Below are 16,454 nucleotides of genomic sequence, written 5' to 3' on the forward strand. Positions count from 1 at the left end.
CCGACCTACAAAAAAAGCCGCCTTTCGGCGGCTTTAATCGTGGAGTGAGACGATGCTCACTCCGCCGGTTCGACGGGGATCTGCCTCTCCGTCTTGATCTCGGCCTGGGCCTCGGCCTTGGCTTCCTTGCGCTCCGGCAGAGCGGTGTCGCTCACCATGCTGCCGAGCACGCCGACGCCCAGACGGTGCAGCAGCACGGTCCGACCGTTGGAGAAGCGCACGCCATCGTGATGCAGGCCTTCCTCAATCCGCGCGAACACCACGCTCTCGATCGGGCCGATCCCGAGTTCATGCTGCAGTTCCGGCGGCAGGTTTTCCAGCGTCATCTTGGTTCCATAGGTGACGCAGACAGCGGTTGTGCAATCGCCGGGGGCGGCGAAGCCCATCGAACCGCTGGGGAAGCGGGTCGTGACATAGACCTCGTTTTCCTGCGCCTGGCGGGTCGCATAGAATTCAAGCGAATAGTCGCACATTTTCAGCTCCAAGCTTGGCGTTGCCCCGTCCGCCAAAAACTCGCCCTTAAGGGCGGCGCATAACGCGCTTTGGTTTTGGCCGGCTCGCCTGGACGGGACGTGGAGGCGGGGGCCTTTGCGACACGTAACCAGCGACAAAGCAAAAAGTTGCAGTGGTTAATGCAAGCTGCGCATTGACGAATTCGGCATCCACGCAAGCGGTCAAGCTTGCCCGGCGCGCGGCAAAACGTCCGCACGTTTTCGCAACCAAATTGCGCGATGGCTCTGGCCTGATCCGGCCGCTGCGACTAAAGCCTCTGCGTCGCTCCCCTCGCAAAGAACCGCCATGTCGCTGATCCACGGTTTTATCGCCCTCGCCGTCCTGCTGGGCGTCGCGCTCGCGCTCAGTGAGGACCGCCGCGCCATTGCGCCGCGCGTCGTCGCGGCCGGCGTCGCGCTTCAGGTCGGGCTGGCCGTTCTGCTGTTGAAAGTTCCGGCGGCGGCCGAGGCGATGGCCTGGCTGGCGCAAGGCGTCGGCGCGCTCGACCGCGCGACGGAAGCGGGCACCAGTTTCGTGTTCGGCTATGTCGGCGGGGCGCCCGCCCCGTTCGACCTCAACGGCAAAGGCTCGCCGCTGGTGCTGGCGTTTCGCGTCTTCCCGATGATTTTAGTGGTCTGCGCGCTGGCGTCGCTGCTGTTTCACTGGGGCGTGCTGCCGCGCGTGGTCGCGGGCATGGCGTTCGTGCTGCGGCGCGCCATCGGCGTCGGCGGCGCGCTGGGCACCGGCGCCGCCGTCAATGTCTTCGTCGGCATGGTCGAGGCGCCCATTCTGGTGCGGCCCTATCTCGTCCACATGCATCGCGGCGAACTGTTCTGCCTGATGAGCGTGGGCATGGCGGGCATCGCCGGCACGGTGATGGCGATTTACGGCGCCATCCTCCTGCCGGTCCTGCCCGGCTCCTTCGCCCATATCCTTACGGCGGCGCTGATTTCCGCCCCGGCGGCGATCGCGGTGGCCGCGCTGATGGTTCCCTTCCCGACCCAGGCCGACGCGGACAAGCCGCTGGTGGTCGCCGACCCGCCGCGCAACGCGCTGGAGGCGCTGTCGCGCGGCACGAGCGACGGCATCGTCATCCTCGCCAATGTGGTGGCCTCGATGGTGGTGCTGCTGTCGCTGGTGGCGCTGGTCAACGCGGCGCTCGGCGCCCTGCCCGACGCGTTCGGCGCGCCGCTGTCGCTGCAACGGGCGCTGTCATGGGCGTTCTGGCCGTTCGCCTGGCTGATCGGGATCGAACCGGCCGATGTCGCCACGGCGGCGAAACTGCTTGGCGAGAAGACGGTGCTGAACGAATTCGTCGCCTTTCTCGATCTGGCGCGCGAAACCTCCCTCAGCCCGCGCTCGCGGCTGATCCTGACCTATGCCTTGTGCGGTTTCGCCAATTTCGGCTCGCTCGGCATCATGGTCGGGGGCCTGAGCGTGATGGCGCCGGAGCGCAAGCACGACATTATCGCCCTGAGCGGCCGCGCCTTGATCGCGGGCACGCTGGCGTCGCTGATGGGCGGGGCGCTGATCGGCGCGTTGACATGACCGCGCCGTAATGTCGATTTCATGTTTTCTGGCGCGGTTCCGCCATTTTTTTCCGCGACAACGTCGCCCGCAATTTTAATGCCGAAGGTCCAAGACGATGAATGCGTTTGAACGCTCCGAAGACAGCCCCCGTTTCGTCATCGGCCGCGATACGAATGGATTCTGGGCCGCCCGCAGCGCGGATGGCCAGGAAGGCGGCTTGTTCGTCAGCCGCGATCAGGCGGAGAAATTCGCCCGCGAGCGCGGCGCCGCCGTCGCCCGAAAGCGCGAGCCGGTCCGGCTGTGGCCGCGTCCGTAATCAGAACGCCACGCTGACGGTCAGCCGCGCCTTGTGGCGGCTGAACTCGGCCCCATTGTAATCGTCGAGCCGGCCGGCGGCGGGGCGCCCGGCGACCTGGACTGACCAGGCGCCGGCGCAGAACAGATTGGACGCCAGCCGGACGAAAAAGGTCGGGCCGACATAGACGGCCGTTCCCACTGGCGCCGCCAGGCCGAGCGATTCGGTCGCGGCGTAGCCCTCGACCTCGCCGCCCAGCGCCAGCCGGTCGGCGAACCGCCACGTCAGGCCGCCCGTGGCGCCGAACAGCGCGCCTTTCGCCAGCGGCGCGCCCGCTTCCCGCCGCCATTCCGGCTCGTAGATCAGGTTGGCGCCGGCGTAGAGGCGTTCGCCCAGCGCCGCGTCGGCCATCAGCCGCATCCCCGCCGAAAAACCTTGGGCGCGGCGCCCGCTGGTCGCGTCGATCCGCGACCATTCCGGTTCGATCGAGAAGGCGAGCCCGAAAGGCGCGGTTTCGCGCGCCAGCACAACAAATTTCGGCTCCGCCGACAGGCCGGAAAACTCCACCCGCCGCAGCGCGTCCAGGCCCGTCACGCCGCGCGCATCGACCGCCGCGCCATGCACCGTCAGCTCGTAGCCCAGCGCTTGCGTCAACGCGCCCTCGGCGGTGGCCTGCTGTTCGACGGCGCGATACCGGCCGCCGCCGCGTTTGAGGACATGCGCGGTGGTGACGAATTCGGCCTCGCGCTCGTCGGGCGCGTTGATGTCGGTTCCCTCGGTGAAGCCAAAAATGTGCTTGGTGTCAAAATCGCCGGCGAGCGCCGGCGCCGCGCGCAGCGCCAAATGCACAAGGAGAAAAATCAACCCTCGCCGCAATTCCGCTCCGATTCCGACTCAAGTTGGCGCAAGTTAGCAGAACCGCCGCGATGGGGCGAACCGGGCGCCGTTTCGCCCGTTTTGGTTCAGAACCTGTTCAGCGGCGCGGCCTATGCTGAATATGTTCCACGGTCGGCCAAAAAGCCGCCAAACAGGAGGAACCGATGAAGCCGAATTTCAGAACTGTCGTTTTCGCCGCCGTTCTCGCCGGCGCAGCGGTCGCGGGGGCGTCGCAGGCCGGCGCGATGCCGCTGGCCGGCGCGGCGCCGGCCGCGAGCGCGCCGGTCGAGCAGGCGGCCTGGGGCTGCGGCCCGGGCTGGCATCCCAATCCCTGGGGCCGTTGCGTGCCCAACCGCCGTTATTGGGGCGGCGGCCCGTATTATGGCCCGCGCCGCTGGGGCGGCCCCGGCCCGTATTATGGCCCGCGTCGGCATTACTATCGCGGCTGGTGAGCCCCAAGGACGGGCCGGGACGACCGGCCCGTCAGGCGAAACGCTCGATGGAAAAGGGCGAGGGATCGGCGAAAGGCTTTTCGCCGGTCATCATTTCCGCCAGCAGCCGGCCGCAGACCGCCGCAAGGGTCAGGCCGTGATGCTGGTGGCCAAAATTGAACCATAATCCCTTGTGGCGCGGCGCCGCGCCGAGCACCGGCAGCATGTCGGGCAGGCAGGGCCGACGGCCCATCCAGGGCTCGTCCTCGACGCGCGGGCCAAGCGCGACCAGTTGCCGCGCGAAAATTTCGCTTTTCTCGATCTGGGTGTAATCGGGCTTGGCGTCGCGGCGCGCGAATTCCGCGCCGGTGGTGAGTCGGATTCCGCGCGCCATCGGGGCGAGCAAATAGCCGCGATCGGCGTCGAGCACCGGGCGGGACAGGCTCGCGCCCTCCTCCGGGCGAAAATGGCGATGGTAGCCGCGCTTGACCGCCAGCGGGATTTTGTAGCCGAACGGCGCCAAGGCGAGATCCGACCACGGTCCAAGGCACAAAACCACCTCGCGCGCGTGCAAAACCCCTTCGGCGGTTTCGACGACATAGCCGTCGGAATCAGCCTGGAGGCTGCGGGCGTCGCCCTGCGCAAAGCGCCCGCCCCGCTCCTGAAACAGGCGCAGATAGGCCAGCGTGAGCGCCTGCGGGTCGGACACCGAAGCGGGGTCGAGATAATGCACCGCGCCCACCACCGTTTCGCGCAAGGCCGGTTCGGCGCGCCGGACGTCCTGGGCGTCGAGAATCGCCACATTCAGGCCGAACGGCTTGATCGCTTCGGCCGCCGCGCGCCCCTCGTCGAAGCTTGCCTCGTTGCGAAACAGTTTCAGCCAGCCTGTCTTGCGTAACAAATGGTCGGCGCCGGCGTCGCGCATCAGCTTTTCATGCTCGCCGAGGCAAGCCTCGATCAGCGGGCGGGCCGACAAGGCGTGATCGAGCGCGCGGCGCGGCGCGCTCTCGATGAAATAGCGCCACAAAAAGGGGGCGAAGCCCGGCAGGTCGCGCCAGTTGTAGCGCGCCTCGTTCAGCCCGTTGACGGCGTAAACCGCCAGTTTGCGCCAGTCGCGCGGGAACAGGTAGGGGTAGATGGTGGCGCGTTCGATAATGCCGGCGTTGCCGAACGAGGTTTCCTCCCCCGCCCCGCGCCGGTCGATGAGCGCAACATCCCGGCCGCGCGTCTGCAAATGCAGGGCGGTCGCCACGCCGACAATGCCGGCCCCGAGCACGGCGACATCCTTGTTGATCATGTTTTCAACCTAGCACAACGCGCGCCATGTTAGACGATGGCGTCATCCTAATGTAGGAGGCGTTAACGTCAGCCGGGAGACGTTTCGCGGTTGCGAAAAAGTGACGCCGCCCTGCGCGAGGCGTCCCCGCCGGCGTCAAGAACAACGGGTTGAGCCGGAACGCCGTGACTCAACCAGCCAGATATGGCTTGAGCCGTTTCAGCACCGTGTGAAGCCATTCATATTGCGACGCCAGATAGGCGCAGGGACCGCCTCGCTCGCCCCGGCCGCCGGATTTGCAGAAATTCAATCCAAGGTTGAGATCTCCGTGCCAAAATTTGATCGAAATCCGCTCATTTTCTGTGTTTTTACGCGAAAAAGCGATCAAAACACGCTCATTTTCGCATCCGCACTTTCGCGGTTGCATCACGCCCGGCGTGGGGGCCGGCATGGAGGCGTCTGCGGAAAAACCTTGTTTATCAGCGATCTAATTCGCAGCGGTTTCACGTGGAACATAACAGGAACGATTTTTGACGTTTGTCAACCCCGGCGATTTCGATTCTTGTTTTGGCGCGCTGCCCGTTTTGGCCGGGAAGGCGGCCCTCTTTCCACGGCTCGGCGTGGAGGACCGGGGCAAGCCCGTCTGGACGGCGAGGTCCTTCCGATCCGCCATTTGCGCGCGACGCCTGCGCCGCCCCTTGCATCGCGGAAAAGCTGGGCTTAGTTGGTCGCTTTCCTTTCCAAAACCCAGGCGCGCCATGATCCCCCGCTATTCCCGCCCCGAAATGGTCTCCATCTGGGAGCCGCAGACCCGGTTCAAGATCTGGTTCGAGATCGAGGCGCACGCCTGCGACGCCCTCGCCGAAATCGGCGTCATTCCCAAGGAGAGCGCCAAAAACATTTGGGAAAAGGCCGGGAATGTCACGTTTAACGTCGATCGCATCGACGAGATCGAGCGCGTCACCAAGCATGACGTGATCGCCTTCCTGACCCATCTCGGCGAATTCATCGGGCCGGATTCCCGCTTCGTGCATCAGGGCATGACCTCGTCGGACGTGCTCGACACCTGCCTCAACGTGCAGCTCACCCGCGCCGCCGACATTCTGCTCGCCGACATCGACGGCCTGCTGGCGGCCATCGAGCGCCGCGCCTTCGAGCACAAGCTCACCCCCTGCATCGGCCGCTCGCATGGCATCCACGCCGAACCCGTGACCTTCGGCCTAAAAATGGCCGAGGCCCATGCGGAATTCTCCCGCGCGAAAAAGCGCCTGCTCGCCGCGCGTGAAGAAGTGGCGACCTGCGCCATTTCCGGCGCCGTCGGCACGTTCGCCAATATCGACCCGCGCGTCGAGGAGCATGTCGCGGCCAAAATGGGCCTGAAGCCCGAGCCGGTTTCGACGCAGGTGATCCCGCGCGACCGCCACGCCATGTTCTTCGCCACGCTCGGCGTGATCGCCTCCTCCGTGGAGCGGCTCGCCATCGAAATCCGCCATTTGCAGCGCACCGAGGTTCTGGAGGCCGAGGAGTTCTTCTCGGAGGGCCAGAAGGGCTCGTCGGCCATGCCGCACAAGCGCAATCCCGTGCTGACCGAAAACCTCACCGGTTTGGCGCGGCTGGTGCGCGGCATGGCGCTGCCGGCGATGGAGAATGTGGCGCTTTGGCACGAGCGCGATATTTCCCATTCCTCGGTCGAGCGCATGATCGGCCCGGACGCCACGGTGACGCTCGATTTCGCGCTGGCGCGTTTGACCGGCGTGATCGACAAGCTGCTGGTCTATCCCAACAACATGCAGAAGAATCTCGACCTGCTCGGCGGGTTGGTTCATTCGCAGCGCGTGCTGCTGGCGTTGACGCAGAAAGGCGCTTCGCGCGAGGACGCGTACCGCTTCGTGCAGCGCAACGCCATGCCGGTCTGGCGCGGCGAGGGCGATTTCCTCGCGCTGCTGAAGAAAGACCCGGACGTGTCGAAGCTGATGACCGACGCCGAACTCGAGGAGAAATTCGACCTCGGCTACCATCTCAAGCATGTCGACACGATCTTCCGGCGCGTATTCGGCCGCGCCTGAGGAACGGCGGCGATACAGCCGCGTTTCCTAATGAGCCGCGCCGCGTTGGCGCGGCTCAGGAGGACACATGCTCAAAACCGTTTTCGCCGCCGTGATCGTCGCGTCGTCGTTCAGCCTCGCCCCGATCGAGGCGCAGGCCCAACCGAGGGGCGACGGCTATCCTCGCCATGAGATGATGCGGCGTCATCACGAGGACTGGCGCATGCGGCATCGCATGCACGAGATGCGCCGCTGGCGCCATCACCAGGAAATGCGGCGGATGCGCCGAATGGACGGCATGTAAGGCCGGCCCTCAGTAGCTCCCGCCCACCGTCGAGCGAAGGTTGCCGCCGACCTGATTGAAGCGGTCGCCGAGTTCATCGGCGTGGCCATCGACGATGGACAGCGGGGCTGAAATCGCCAGCCCCGCCGCGGAGCCGACGGTCGAAACGGCACCGGACGCGGTCTGCGCCAGCACGCCGCCGAGACCCGGCTTTTCCGCAAAAGTCTGGCCGCTGGCCAGCCGGGCGCCGATGGCGCGCACCACTTCCGGGCTTTCGGCGAATTTGGTGTGGCCCAGGCTGTCCGGCGTCTGGATGTCGGTGAGGTCGATCGGCGTGATCCGCTCGGCCCGGAACATCGAGGCGTAGGGCTCGGCCCGCGCGTCGACCGCGCCGACGCGCGGCATGTCGCCCCAGAGCGCGCGCGACGCGTTCAGGGCCTGATCGTCGCGCGAGACGAACAGCGTGAACGGCGGCCGGTTCTCGCCAATCTGGGTGATCTGGCGGCGGAACACGTCCACGTCGACATCGGGCGCGGCCAGCATCACCTGCTTGATCTTGGGCGCGAGCCTTCTGTCGCGGATCGCCATTTGCCGCAGCGCCTCCAGCGTCACCCAATTGCCCATGGAATGGGCGAGAATGTCGATCTCGCCCACGGCGGGATCGCTCTGCAGCGCCGCCAGCAGCCCCTCCAGCGCATCGCGGGAATAGCTGGCGCTCTCATGGTCATAGCCATAGCCGAGCAGCCGGCCGCGCGAGGGCCAGGTGAACAGGACTGGGGTCGCCTTCAGGTCGGAATCGTGAGCGAACTGGGCGAGGCGGAACACAGCCTCGCTGAAGCGCGTGTTGTAGCCGTGGATAAACACCAGCACGCGGCGGTCGCCCGAGGCGGCGAGGCGCTGGTGAAAGCGGATCTTCGCCTGATCCTTGTCGAGCGTTTCGGCGCGCAGCGCGACGAATTGCCGGGCCGGATCGCCCGAACGGTCTTCGGGCTGCTGCACCTCGCCGATGACGCGGTTGGCGTCGGGCGGGATCGACACCAGAATGTCGGCGAAATTGTAGCGGGTGTCGCGCTCGCCGGAAAACATCTTCTCGGGTTCGGGCGAGGGCCGGCGCGTGGTCGCCACCAGCACATTGACCTGGCTCGCGCCGGGAACGGTCCCGCTCACCGGCAGGAGACCGCCGTCGAGCCGCCCGGCGCAACCGGCGAGAAGGGTCAGCCAGACAAGGGCGGGCGCGCGGCGTAACATCATTTTGGCATTCCTGCGGACCACCCTTATAACGCGAACGTCGCATTAACCCAAGCGCGACTCGTGGCGCTTTCGTCATGAAAACCGTGCTACCTTGCCACAACCTGAACGGGAGGAACGTTAATGAATCTGAACCGCCGTGGCTTGCTTGCCGGTTTGCTCGCCTGCCCCGTCTGCGCCGGCCTCGCCCGCGCCGAGGGCGCGCATTGGGCCTATGAGGGACATGGGGGCGCCGACGAATGGGGCAAGCTGGATTCGAAATTCCAAGCCTGCGCCGTCGGGGCCGAGCAATCGCCGATCGATCTGAAAAAGGCCACCAAGGCCGATATCGGCACGCTGAAAATCGGCTGGACGCCCGAAGCCAACAAGATCGTCAACAACGGCCACACCATCCAGCTCAATGTCGCCGGCGCCAGCACGGCCCAACTCGACGGCGAGGCCTTCGTTCTGAAACAATATCATTTCCATACGCCGAGCGAGCATGCGCTGTCGGGCGCCCGCACCGACATGGAAGTGCATTTCGTGCACGCCAATGCGGCGGGCAAGCTGGCGGTGGTCGGCGTCTTCATGAAGTCCGGCGCCGCCCACAAGGGATTCTCCGCCATCATGGCCGCGGCGCCCAAGGCGGAAGGCGAGGCGGCGCTGGCCGCCGCCATCGACCCGAAAAGCTTTTTGCCGAAAACCAAGGCGCGTTTCCGCTACGAAGGCTCGCTGACGACGCCGCCCTGCTCGGAAATCGTCGACTGGAACGTGTTCGAGCAGCCGGTCGAGGTGGCGGAGAACGACATTCGCGCCTTCGTCAACCTGTTCCCGATGAACGCCCGCCCGTTGCAGGCCATCGGCCGGCGCTTCCTGCTCAAGGGCGTCTGACCAAGCCGGCCGGCGCGGCTCTCAAGCGACCGTGTCGGCCATTTTCGCGCCGCGTCGCCCCATCGGCTGGCCCGTCTCGGTGGTGTCGCGCGCGGTCTGGTGCTCGGCCTCGGCGTCCAATTCGGCGCCGAGCAAAACAGCCGTGGCCGAAATCCACAGCCAGGTCATGAAACCGATCACGGCGCCGAGCGACCCGTAAGTCTCGTTGAAATTGCCAAAACTGCCCGCGTACCAGGAAAACAGCAGCGAAGCGACCAGCCAGAGAAACGCGGCCAGGGCGCTGCCCCAAGTGACCCAGCGCCAGCGCGCGGTTCGGCGGCTGGGGCCATAACGGTAGATGGCCGCCAGCGCCAGAGCCAGAACGACGATGAGCGCGGGCCAGCGCCCAAACCGCAACAGCGCGTCGCCCGCCTGAGGCACGCCGAAGGTCTGGAAGGCGACGGGCAGCGCCACCACCGCCGCGCCCGCCGCCAGCGCAAAGACGATTCCCCCCAGCGTAAACGACAGCGAAAGCGCGTTGAGCTTGAAGAACCCGCGCTTTTCTTGCTCCCCGTAGATGACGTTCAGCGTATCGAACAGGCTTTTCATCGCCGAATTGGCGCTCCACAGCGAGACGGCGAGGCTGACCGCGAAAGTCAGCCCCAGAGCCTGGGTTCCCTTCGAGGCGATGCGCGTCATCTGGCTGCGCGCGATCTCCAGCGCGCCGCCCGGCAGAATTCCCGACAGTTGATCCACATGGGTCGTGATGGTCGTTGGATCGAAGAACAGGCCGTAGATCGCCATCAGCGCCGCCAGCGCCGGGAACACGGCGAGCAGGCTGTAAAACGTCATCCCTGCCGCCAGAGCCAGGATTCGGTGTTCGCTGAAATTGCCGTAAACGCGGAGGGCGATCTCCTTCCAGCCGCGCGCGGGGATCTCTCCCGGAGTCGTCGCCCCCCGGCCCCGACCGCCGTCCTCCGCCCCGCCCTCGCTGATTTGCTCGCGCGGCTCCGCGCCGTCGGGCGGCTCGCGCCGGTTCGGACGCAAGCCCACGACGATCAGGGCGGCGACCGCCGCGATCGCCCAGAGCGGCGGCCGAGCCAAGGCGCCGGAGTCCTCGCCGAGCGACCGCCCCATTCCGTCAACCCTCGGTCCGCGCCGCCTGGGGCGCCGGGTCGGACGCCTGATCGGCGGCGTCGGTCGAGCTTTCGTTGGCGCGCGTCTTCTCGCCCCGGGTGTCACCGGAGGGCTTCGACCGGCCGTCGAAGGCCGACGCGGCCGCGTCCACCGCCCTTTCCGCTGCGTCGCGCAAATCGTCGGCCTGCGCCCCCATGCTGTCCTTGAGGTCCGCGCCGGCGTCAGCGAGCGCTTCCTTTTCGGCCCGGCTCTGGGGCGCCAGCGCCCCGACCGCCGCGCCGATAGCGAGGCCAAGGCCCGCCAGCACCAGCGGCTGCTCGCGACAGAAGTCGACGAAGGCGCCGCCGGAGCGGACGGTCTGGCTCCGCGCCGCCCGCGCCGAAGCCGCGACGCCATGCGCCGCCGAACGCGCGCCATCGGACACGGACTTGTAGCCCGTCGAGGCGGCGCCGCGCACCGTGTCGAGCGCGGAGCCGTCGAGCGCGGAGCCGGCGCCCGCCCGCATCGCGTCGCCAGTCTGCCGGGCCTTTTCGGCGGCGCCGCCAGCGCGCCGGCGCATGTCGCTCGCCAGATCCGAAGCAGTGTCGCTCGCCGACTCAGCCGCCGACCGGACGGAATCCCCGACCGATTCGGCGTCGCTGTCGGCGATCATGGCCGCGCTGGACCGCTGGCCCCAGACCAGCCAGGCGACGCCCGCTCCGACCAGCGCCGCCGCCATCGGATTTTCGATGAGCTGGCGCTTGAAATTGCCCGCCAGAAGCGCCCCATCGCCGTCGCGCAAACCGAATCGCTCCATGACCTCGTCCAGCACATGGCCGGGCGTCGCCACTTCGCGCAATTCGTGCAGCGTCTCCGCGACGCGGCGGCGGGTTCCCTCGGTCTCATGCTCAAGCTGCTCGGCGTATGTCATCGCTCCCCCTTACCTCTTGCTGGACGACGGCGGCGTCGCGCTTCAACTGCTGCACGGTGCGGTTGGGCATGAGTCGTTCCGCCCGCAGCCGGCCGGCGCCCGCCGCGAGCAGGATCAGCCCGACGATGAGCGTCGCGCCGCCGACAATCAGCGCGGACCAGTAGGAATTCAGCTTCGCCAATTCGGTCAGCGCCGCGATGGCGGCCTGCAATAACACGGTGAGCGCGGGAATCAGCAGAACGGCGCCGCCGACGACCAGGCCGAGGCCCCGGCCGACGCTGGCGACATTCTCCGACATTTCCGCGCGCACCAACTGCGTTTCCTTGCTCAGGAGCGTCGTGGTCTGTGTGAACAGGTCGCCCACGATCTCGACGACCGAACGCTGGGATGGATCAGCCATGCGGATCTCCTCAGCGGGTGGGCTGCGCCGCGCTTTTCAGCAGGCGCGACAGGGCGAAGCCCGCGACCAGCGCGCCGCCGAACAGCGCCAGCGGGTCGCGCCGGCCGAAATCGTTGATATGTCCGACAAGCTCTTGGGGGCTTTTGTCGCGCAAAAGCCCCGCGCCCTGCTCCAGCCGCGACGCCGCTGCATGGACGAAATCGGCCGCCTGCGGCATCTCGCCGCTCAGTTCGTCAGCGGCGCCGTGAACAGCGCGCGCCACGTCGTCAAGCCGGCTGGCGCCGGCGCTTTTCTGCTCGTCCGCGAGCTGTTCCGCGCGATTGACCGTCGTGTCCGAATCCATGTCGCCGCCATCGTTTGCAGGGCCTGTCTCTCCGCTCCTGCAACATCGAAGGACGGCGCGCGTTCCCGGCGGCGATGAAATAAAGCGCCGAACTCAGACTTGGCCCTTGGCCAAACGGTCGAAGGCGATCAGCTGTTCCAGCAGCGCCGGCAACTGATCGAGCGGCACCATGTTCGGCCCGTCGGAAAAGGCCTCATCCGGGCGGTCATGGGTCTCGATGAACAGGCCGGCGACGCCGACCGCGACCGCCGCGCGCGCCAGCACCGGCACGAATTCGCGCTGCCCCCCGGTGGAGGCGCCCTGCCCGCCCGGCTGCTGCACGCTGTGGGTGGCGTCGAAGATCACCGGCGCGCCGATCTCCCGCGCCATGATCGGCAGGCCGCGGAAATCCGTGACCAGCGTGTTGTAGCCGAAGCTGGCGCCGCGTTCGGTCACCAGAACATTGGTATTGCCGGCGTCGGTGATTTTCGCCGCGACATTCTTCATGTCCCAGGGCGCCAGGAACTGACCCTTCTTCACATTCACCGGCTTGCCGGTGGCGGCCGCCGCCAGCAGCAGGTCGGTCTGGCGGCACAGGAACGCCGGGATTTGCAAGAGATCGGCCACTTCGGCGACGGCGCCGCATTGTTCGCGCTCATGCACGTCGGTGACGACCGGCAGGCCGAAGTCTCTTTTGATTTCAACGAACACCTTCAGCGCCGCATCGAGGCCAATGCCGCGCCGGCCCGACGCCGAGGTGCGGTTGGCCTTGTCGAACGAGGACTTGAACACGAGGTCGAGTTTGAGCCGCTCAGCGAGGACCGCCAGTTTTTCCGCCATGAACAGCGCGTGGTCGCGGCTTTCCATGGCGCAGGGTCCGGCGATCAGCGCCAACGGCAGATCGTTGCCGAAACGCGCGGCGCGCGGGCCGGAGCCAATGGTGACGTGGCGGGCGGCTTCAGACATTTATCGCTCCTGCGCCTCGAAGGCGAGCATGAGGGTTGCGCCGACGGCCACAACGAGGCGGCCGAATTTTTCCTCAAAGGCGACCTGCGCCCGCTCGAAAAAATCGCGGGTCGCCGCGAGATCGGGCGTGGCGAACACCAGGGCGTCTCCCGCGCCGCCGTAAATCTGGTCGAACGCGGCGGACGTTAGGATTTCCAGCCGGGCGTTGGCCAGTTTCAGCTCCAGCCCGGCCGAAGTGGCCCGCATCTCGCGCTGGTTGGCCGCGCGAGAAAAGGTTTCCGCGTGATCAGCGGGGTTTTCGAGCGTCCTGACGACGGCGGCCAGCGCGCGGACGCCATTGGGATGGGGCGTGTGGGCGGTTTCGTCGTTCGGCCGGGCCGTCATGACGAGGCTCAGCGGTTCGCGCGCCGCGCCGGCCTCGACCGCGCCGCGCGGCGCCAGCGTCGCATTCTCCAGCGCGACGCCGCCGCCGGGCGCGACGGAGAACCCCAGCCGCGCAAAAACTTCGCGCAGGGCTTCGGCGGGGTCGGACAGGAGCGTGACGCTGTTGAGAAAATGAGGCATTCGGCTTTGGTCTAAGGTTTGGAGACGGCTTTATGGGCCATGCGGTCCCGCCCGTCCAGACGCAACGCCGGCTTGTCATTAAAGCGAAATGTTTCGGCCTTACCGGCGAGCGCTCACGCGCTTTCAGGTGAACCTTGTCCGCATTGTTGCAAGCCCTGCTGAACTCACTCGCCGGCCTGCGCGCCGCGCTGCGAAGCGAACGAGCGTTTCGACAGGAGATGATCCTGCTGGCCGTCGCCATCCCCGCCGCGCTGGCGCTCACCGGCGATCCCGTCCGCCGCGCCCTGCTGATCGGCGGCGTTTTAGCGCTGATGAGCGTGGAATTGCTCAACACCGCCATCGAAAAACTGTGCGACCACGTCACGCCGGAGAAAAACGGCGAAATCCGCGACATCAAGGACATGGGCTCGGCGGCTGTGTTTTGCGCGCTGATTCTGGCGGCGCTGTTGTGGGGCGCGGCGCTGGCGGACAGCCTGGGCCGCGCGCCGGGCGGGGCGCCGCCTACGGTCACACCAGCCGGCTTTGCGCCTTCGCCGCCGCGATAAAGCCGGCGAACAGCGGGTGCGGCTCGAACGGGCGCGACTTCAGTTCGGGATGATACTGCACGCCGATGAACCAGGGATGGTCGGCCAGCTCCACCGTCTCCGGCAGCAGGCCGTCCGGCGAGGTTCCCGCGAAGATCAGGCCGCAGTTTTCGAGCTTTTCCCGATACGCCATATTGACTTCATAGCGGTGGCGGTGGCGCTCGGAAATTTCGGTCTTGCCGTAGATCTCCGCGATCTTCGAGCCCGCCTTCAACCGCGCCGGATAGGCGCCGAGCCTCATGGTGCCGCCGAGATCGCCGCTCTTTTCGCGCTTTTGCAACTCGTTGCCCTTGAGCCATTCGGTCATCAGGCCGACCAGCGGCTCCGGCGTCGGGCCGAATTCGCTCGACGTGGCCTTTTTCAGCCCCGCCAGCGAGCGCGCCGCCTCGATCACCGCCATTTGCATGCCGAAACAGATGCCAAAGTAGGGCAGCTTGCGCTCGCGGGCGAAACGCGCCGCAGCGATCTTGCCCTCGGCGCCGCGCTGGCCGAAGCCGCCGGGCACGAGAATGCCGTGGACATGCTCCAGATAGGGCGCGGGATCCTGGTGCTCGAAAATCTCCGATTCGATCCAGTCGAGCTGCACCTTGACCCGGTTGGCCATGCCGCCATGGGTCAGCGCCTCGATCAGCGATTTATAGGCGTCGAGCATCCCGGTATATTTGCCGACCACCGCGATAGTGACCTGACCCTCGGGATTGTGGATCGCCTGCGACACTGCCTGCCAGCGCTTCATATCGAGGCGCGGCGCCGGGTCGATGCCGAAGGCGGCGAGCACTTCGCGGTCGAGGCCGGCGGCATGATACGCCAGCGGCACGTCATAGATCGAAGCGGCGTCGCGCGCCTCGACCACCGCCGATTCGCGCACGTTGCAGAACAGGCCGAGTTTTCTGCGCTCCTCGACCGGGATTTCCCGGTCGCACCGGCACAGCAGTATGTTCGGCTGGATGCCGATGGACCGCAGCTCCTTCACGGAATGCTGCGTCGGCTTGGTCTTGACCTCGCCGGCCGAGGGGATGAACGGCAGCAGCGTCAGGTGGATGAAGCAGGTGTGATTGTGCGGAAGGTCGTTGCCAAGCTGACGAATCGCCTCCAGGAACGGCATGGCCTCGATGTCGCCGACCGTGCCGCCGATCTCCACCAGCACGAAGTCATAGGCGTCGTTGCCGTCGAGCACGAACTCCTTGATGGCGTTGGTGACGTGCGGAATCACCTGGACCGTGCCGCCGAGATAGTCGCCGCGCCGCTCGCGGGCGATGATGTCCTGATAGATGCGGCCGGTGGTGACATTGTCCTGGCGATTGGCCGAGCGCCCGGTGAAGCGCTCGTAATGGCCGAGATCGAGGTCGGTTTCCGCGCCGTCGTCCGTGACAAAGCATTCGCCGTGCTGGTACGGCGACATGGTGCCGGGATCGACGTTGAGATAGGGGTCGAGCTTGCGCAGGCGGACCGAATAGCCGCGCGCCTGCAACAGGGCGCCGAGCGCGGCGGAGGCCAGGCCCTTGCCAAGCGAGGACACCACGCCGCCGGTGATGAAAATATACCGCGCCATGTCAGATCCTCACGTTTTTAGGCGCGAAAAACGGGAGTCTTTCGCTTGTCGCGCATTCTGCGATGGGGAGATCCGATGCGAGCGAATCGCCGTCGGATTTTAGACGAGATCCCGCGACGCGTCTGTTACAGCGCGCGCGATATCCACTTGTTGCGAGCGCGACGGCGTCCGGACGTTTCCGGCAGGCCGCCGCATCTCTTGCGCGCGGCGGCGTCTTACTGAGAGCGCGGCGGAGCCTGCGCGGGTTCCGGAGCAGCCGGCGCCGCCGGCTGGTTCTGGTCCATCTTCTTCAGCTGGTCGAGCAGGTTGCCGCCCTGCGGCGCGGCCGGTTGGCCGCTTTTCGGCGCTTCGCCGGGGGCCGTGGCCGGAACGGTCTGCTCGAACACCGATTTTTGCGCCCGCGTATAGCTGGCGAGAATGGTGAGGCCGAGGCTGGTCGCGAAGAACAGGGTGGCGAGAATGGCGGTCGAGCGCGTCAGCAGATTGGCCTTGCCGCGCCCCGTGAAGAAGGAGCCTCCTCCGCCGCCGCCGCCGATACCCAGCGCGCCGCCCTCGGAGCGCTGCAACAGAACCGTCACGATCAAAGCCACGACGATCAGCATGTGAATGACGATCAGAACCGTCTGCATTGGTGTTTCCCAACAAGGCAAGCCGCCGGAACGCGGGCCGGCGGCGGAAATTTCAGGCGTCTTAG

General features: G+C 66.6%; 20 protein-coding genes. 7 read left to right on the top strand and 13 right to left on the bottom strand.

What is annotated here, in order from left to right:
- Window positions 1–56 precede the first annotated feature (56 nt).
- Window positions 57–473, bottom strand: a complete 417-nt coding sequence (locus CFB24_RS01880) for a hypothetical protein (protein ID WP_088519481.1) — start codon at window positions 471–473, stop codon at window positions 57–59.
- A 325-nt stretch (window positions 474–798) separates the two neighbouring features.
- Here CFB24_RS01880 and CFB24_RS01885 point away from each other — a divergent pair, with 325 nt between their 5' ends.
- Together CFB24_RS01885 and CFB24_RS01890 are read left to right on the top strand one after the other, a co-directional pair.
- Complete coding sequence (locus CFB24_RS01885) at window positions 799–2,040, top strand: NupC/NupG family nucleoside CNT transporter (RefSeq protein ID WP_088518867.1); 1,242 nt, start codon at window positions 799–801, stop codon at window positions 2,038–2,040.
- Window positions 2,041–2,137: 97 nt separating this feature from the next.
- Entirely contained in the window at window positions 2,138–2,338 is a 201-nt protein-coding gene (locus CFB24_RS01890; protein WP_088518868.1) for a hypothetical protein, read from the top strand.
- On the opposite strand, the gene CFB24_RS01895 is transcribed toward CFB24_RS01890, so the two are convergent.
- Window positions 2,339–3,181, bottom strand: a complete 843-nt coding sequence (locus tag CFB24_RS01895) for a hypothetical protein (RefSeq protein WP_088518869.1) — start codon at window positions 3,179–3,181, stop codon at window positions 2,339–2,341.
- Between the two features lie 176 nt (window positions 3,182–3,357).
- On the opposite strand from CFB24_RS01895, the gene CFB24_RS01900 reads away from it, so the two are divergent.
- Window positions 3,358–3,645 carry a GCG_CRPN prefix-to-repeats domain-containing protein gene (locus CFB24_RS01900; protein ID WP_088518870.1) on the top strand — a complete coding sequence of 96 codons (288 nt, stop codon included), beginning with the start codon at window positions 3,358–3,360 and terminating at the stop codon, window positions 3,643–3,645.
- Between the two features lie 31 nt (window positions 3,646–3,676).
- Here the strand turns inward: CFB24_RS01900 and CFB24_RS01905 are convergent, their stop codons facing one another.
- Both CFB24_RS01905 and CFB24_RS01910 read right to left on the bottom strand, forming a co-directional pair.
- Window positions 3,677–4,921: an NAD(P)/FAD-dependent oxidoreductase gene (locus CFB24_RS01905; RefSeq protein ID WP_088518871.1), complete on the bottom strand. Its 1,245-nt coding sequence runs from the start codon at window positions 4,919–4,921 to the stop codon at window positions 3,677–3,679.
- A gap of 169 nt (window positions 4,922–5,090) precedes the next feature.
- On the bottom strand, window positions 5,091–5,351 hold the full coding sequence (locus tag CFB24_RS01910; protein ID WP_088518872.1) for a hypothetical protein: 261 nt from the start codon (window positions 5,349–5,351) through the stop codon (window positions 5,091–5,093).
- Between the two features lie 307 nt (window positions 5,352–5,658).
- Here CFB24_RS01910 and purB point away from each other — a divergent pair, with 307 nt between their 5' ends.
- A complete protein-coding gene (gene purB / locus CFB24_RS01915; RefSeq protein WP_088518873.1) occupies window positions 5,659–6,966 on the top strand; it encodes an adenylosuccinate lyase in 1,308 nt (435 codons plus the stop codon).
- A gap of 67 nt (window positions 6,967–7,033) precedes the next feature.
- Window positions 7,034–7,249 (top strand): hypothetical protein, encoded by a 216-nt coding sequence (locus tag CFB24_RS01920; protein WP_088518874.1) that lies wholly within the window; start codon window positions 7,034–7,036, stop codon window positions 7,247–7,249.
- A gap of 9 nt (window positions 7,250–7,258) precedes the next feature.
- Here CFB24_RS01920 and CFB24_RS01925 read toward each other — a convergent pair whose 3' ends face one another.
- Window positions 7,259–8,479, bottom strand: coding sequence for an alpha/beta hydrolase (locus CFB24_RS01925; protein WP_088518875.1), 1,221 nt, complete (start codon window positions 8,477–8,479; stop codon window positions 7,259–7,261).
- 120 nt (window positions 8,480–8,599) lie between these two features.
- Between CFB24_RS01925 and CFB24_RS01930 the strand changes: the two genes are divergently transcribed.
- Entirely contained in the window at window positions 8,600–9,346 is a 747-nt protein-coding gene (locus tag CFB24_RS01930; protein ID WP_088518876.1) for a carbonic anhydrase, read from the top strand.
- Window positions 9,347–9,367: 21 nt separating this feature from the next.
- Here CFB24_RS01930 and CFB24_RS01935 read toward each other — a convergent pair whose 3' ends face one another.
- From CFB24_RS01935 to CFB24_RS01960, 6 genes are all read right to left on the bottom strand, one after another.
- Window positions 9,368–10,462 (bottom strand): YihY/virulence factor BrkB family protein, encoded by a 1,095-nt coding sequence (locus tag CFB24_RS01935; protein ID WP_088518877.1) that lies wholly within the window; start codon window positions 10,460–10,462, stop codon window positions 9,368–9,370.
- Window positions 10,463–10,466: 4 nt separating this feature from the next.
- The gene (locus CFB24_RS01940; protein WP_088518878.1) at window positions 10,467–11,372 is read right to left on the bottom strand and encodes a DUF3618 domain-containing protein; all 906 of its coding nucleotides are present in this window, start codon (window positions 11,370–11,372) and stop codon (window positions 10,467–10,469) included.
- Window positions 11,350–11,772: a phage holin family protein gene (locus tag CFB24_RS01945; protein WP_088518879.1), complete on the bottom strand. Its 423-nt coding sequence runs from the start codon at window positions 11,770–11,772 to the stop codon at window positions 11,350–11,352. Before CFB24_RS01945 ends, CFB24_RS01940 begins: the two co-directional genes overlap by 23 nt.
- Window positions 11,773–11,782: 10 nt before the next feature.
- Window positions 11,783–12,115, bottom strand: a complete 333-nt coding sequence (locus tag CFB24_RS01950) for a hypothetical protein (RefSeq protein WP_088518880.1) — start codon at window positions 12,113–12,115, stop codon at window positions 11,783–11,785.
- 93 nt (window positions 12,116–12,208) lie between these two features.
- A complete protein-coding gene (gene kdsA, locus CFB24_RS01955) occupies window positions 12,209–13,060 on the bottom strand; it encodes a 3-deoxy-8-phosphooctulonate synthase (RefSeq protein ID WP_088518881.1) in 852 nt (283 codons plus the stop codon).
- Window positions 13,061–13,624, bottom strand: a complete 564-nt coding sequence (locus tag CFB24_RS01960) for a hypothetical protein (protein ID WP_088518882.1) — start codon at window positions 13,622–13,624, stop codon at window positions 13,061–13,063.
- A gap of 134 nt (window positions 13,625–13,758) precedes the next feature.
- On the opposite strand from CFB24_RS01960, the gene CFB24_RS01965 reads away from it, so the two are divergent.
- On the top strand, window positions 13,759–14,169 hold the full coding sequence (locus tag CFB24_RS01965) for a diacylglycerol kinase (RefSeq protein WP_088518883.1): 411 nt from the start codon (window positions 13,759–13,761) through the stop codon (window positions 14,167–14,169).
- Here CFB24_RS01965 and CFB24_RS01970 read toward each other — a convergent pair.
- Together CFB24_RS01970 and secG are read right to left on the bottom strand one after the other, a co-directional pair.
- Window positions 14,132–15,760, bottom strand: a complete 1,629-nt coding sequence (locus tag CFB24_RS01970) for a CTP synthase (protein WP_088518884.1) — start codon at window positions 15,758–15,760, stop codon at window positions 14,132–14,134. The two genes, CFB24_RS01965 and CFB24_RS01970, sit on opposite strands and share 38 nt — an antisense overlap.
- Before the next feature lie 215 nt (window positions 15,761–15,975).
- Window positions 15,976–16,389 (bottom strand): preprotein translocase subunit SecG, encoded by a 414-nt coding sequence (gene secG, locus CFB24_RS01975; protein ID WP_088518885.1) that lies wholly within the window; start codon window positions 16,387–16,389, stop codon window positions 15,976–15,978.
- Between the last annotated feature and the right edge of the window lie 65 nt (window positions 16,390–16,454).

The organism is Rhodoblastus acidophilus (assembly GCF_900187365.1).
In the GTDB taxonomy this organism is placed as follows: domain Bacteria; phylum Pseudomonadota; class Alphaproteobacteria; order Rhizobiales; family Beijerinckiaceae; genus Rhodoblastus; species Rhodoblastus acidophilus.

Coding starts and splice junctions, on each gene's coding strand:
- CFB24_RS01880 (WP_088519481.1), bottom strand. CDS start 473: ATGTGCGACTATTCGCTTGAATTCTATGCGACCCGCCAGGCGCAGGAA.
- CFB24_RS01885 (WP_088518867.1), top strand. CDS start 799: ATGTCGCTGATCCACGGTTTTATCGCCCTCGCCGTCCTGCTGGGCGTC.
- CFB24_RS01890 (WP_088518868.1), top strand. CDS start 2,138: ATGAATGCGTTTGAACGCTCCGAAGACAGCCCCCGTTTCGTCATCGGC.
- CFB24_RS01900 (WP_088518870.1), top strand. CDS start 3,358: ATGAAGCCGAATTTCAGAACTGTCGTTTTCGCCGCCGTTCTCGCCGGC.
- CFB24_RS01905 (WP_088518871.1), bottom strand. CDS start 4,921: ATGATCAACAAGGATGTCGCCGTGCTCGGGGCCGGCATTGTCGGCGTG.
- CFB24_RS01910 (WP_088518872.1), bottom strand. CDS start 5,351: ATGCCGGCCCCCACGCCGGGCGTGATGCAACCGCGAAAGTGCGGATGC.
- purB (WP_088518873.1), top strand. CDS start 5,659: ATGATCCCCCGCTATTCCCGCCCCGAAATGGTCTCCATCTGGGAGCCG.
- CFB24_RS01920 (WP_088518874.1), top strand. CDS start 7,034: ATGCTCAAAACCGTTTTCGCCGCCGTGATCGTCGCGTCGTCGTTCAGC.
- CFB24_RS01925 (WP_088518875.1), bottom strand. CDS start 8,479: ATGATGTTACGCCGCGCGCCCGCCCTTGTCTGGCTGACCCTTCTCGCC.
- CFB24_RS01930 (WP_088518876.1), top strand. CDS start 8,600: ATGAATCTGAACCGCCGTGGCTTGCTTGCCGGTTTGCTCGCCTGCCCC.
- CFB24_RS01935 (WP_088518877.1), bottom strand. CDS start 10,462: ATGGGGCGGTCGCTCGGCGAGGACTCCGGCGCCTTGGCTCGGCCGCCG.
- CFB24_RS01940 (WP_088518878.1), bottom strand. CDS start 11,372: ATGACATACGCCGAGCAGCTTGAGCATGAGACCGAGGGAACCCGCCGC.
- CFB24_RS01945 (WP_088518879.1), bottom strand. CDS start 11,772: ATGGCTGATCCATCCCAGCGTTCGGTCGTCGAGATCGTGGGCGACCTG.
- CFB24_RS01950 (WP_088518880.1), bottom strand. CDS start 12,115: ATGGATTCGGACACGACGGTCAATCGCGCGGAACAGCTCGCGGACGAG.
- kdsA (WP_088518881.1), bottom strand. CDS start 13,060: ATGTCTGAAGCCGCCCGCCACGTCACCATTGGCTCCGGCCCGCGCGCC.
- CFB24_RS01960 (WP_088518882.1), bottom strand. CDS start 13,624: ATGCCTCATTTTCTCAACAGCGTCACGCTCCTGTCCGACCCCGCCGAA.
- CFB24_RS01970 (WP_088518884.1), bottom strand. CDS start 15,760: ATGGCGCGGTATATTTTCATCACCGGCGGCGTGGTGTCCTCGCTTGGC.
- secG (WP_088518885.1), bottom strand. CDS start 16,389: ATGCAGACGGTTCTGATCGTCATTCACATGCTGATCGTCGTGGCTTTG.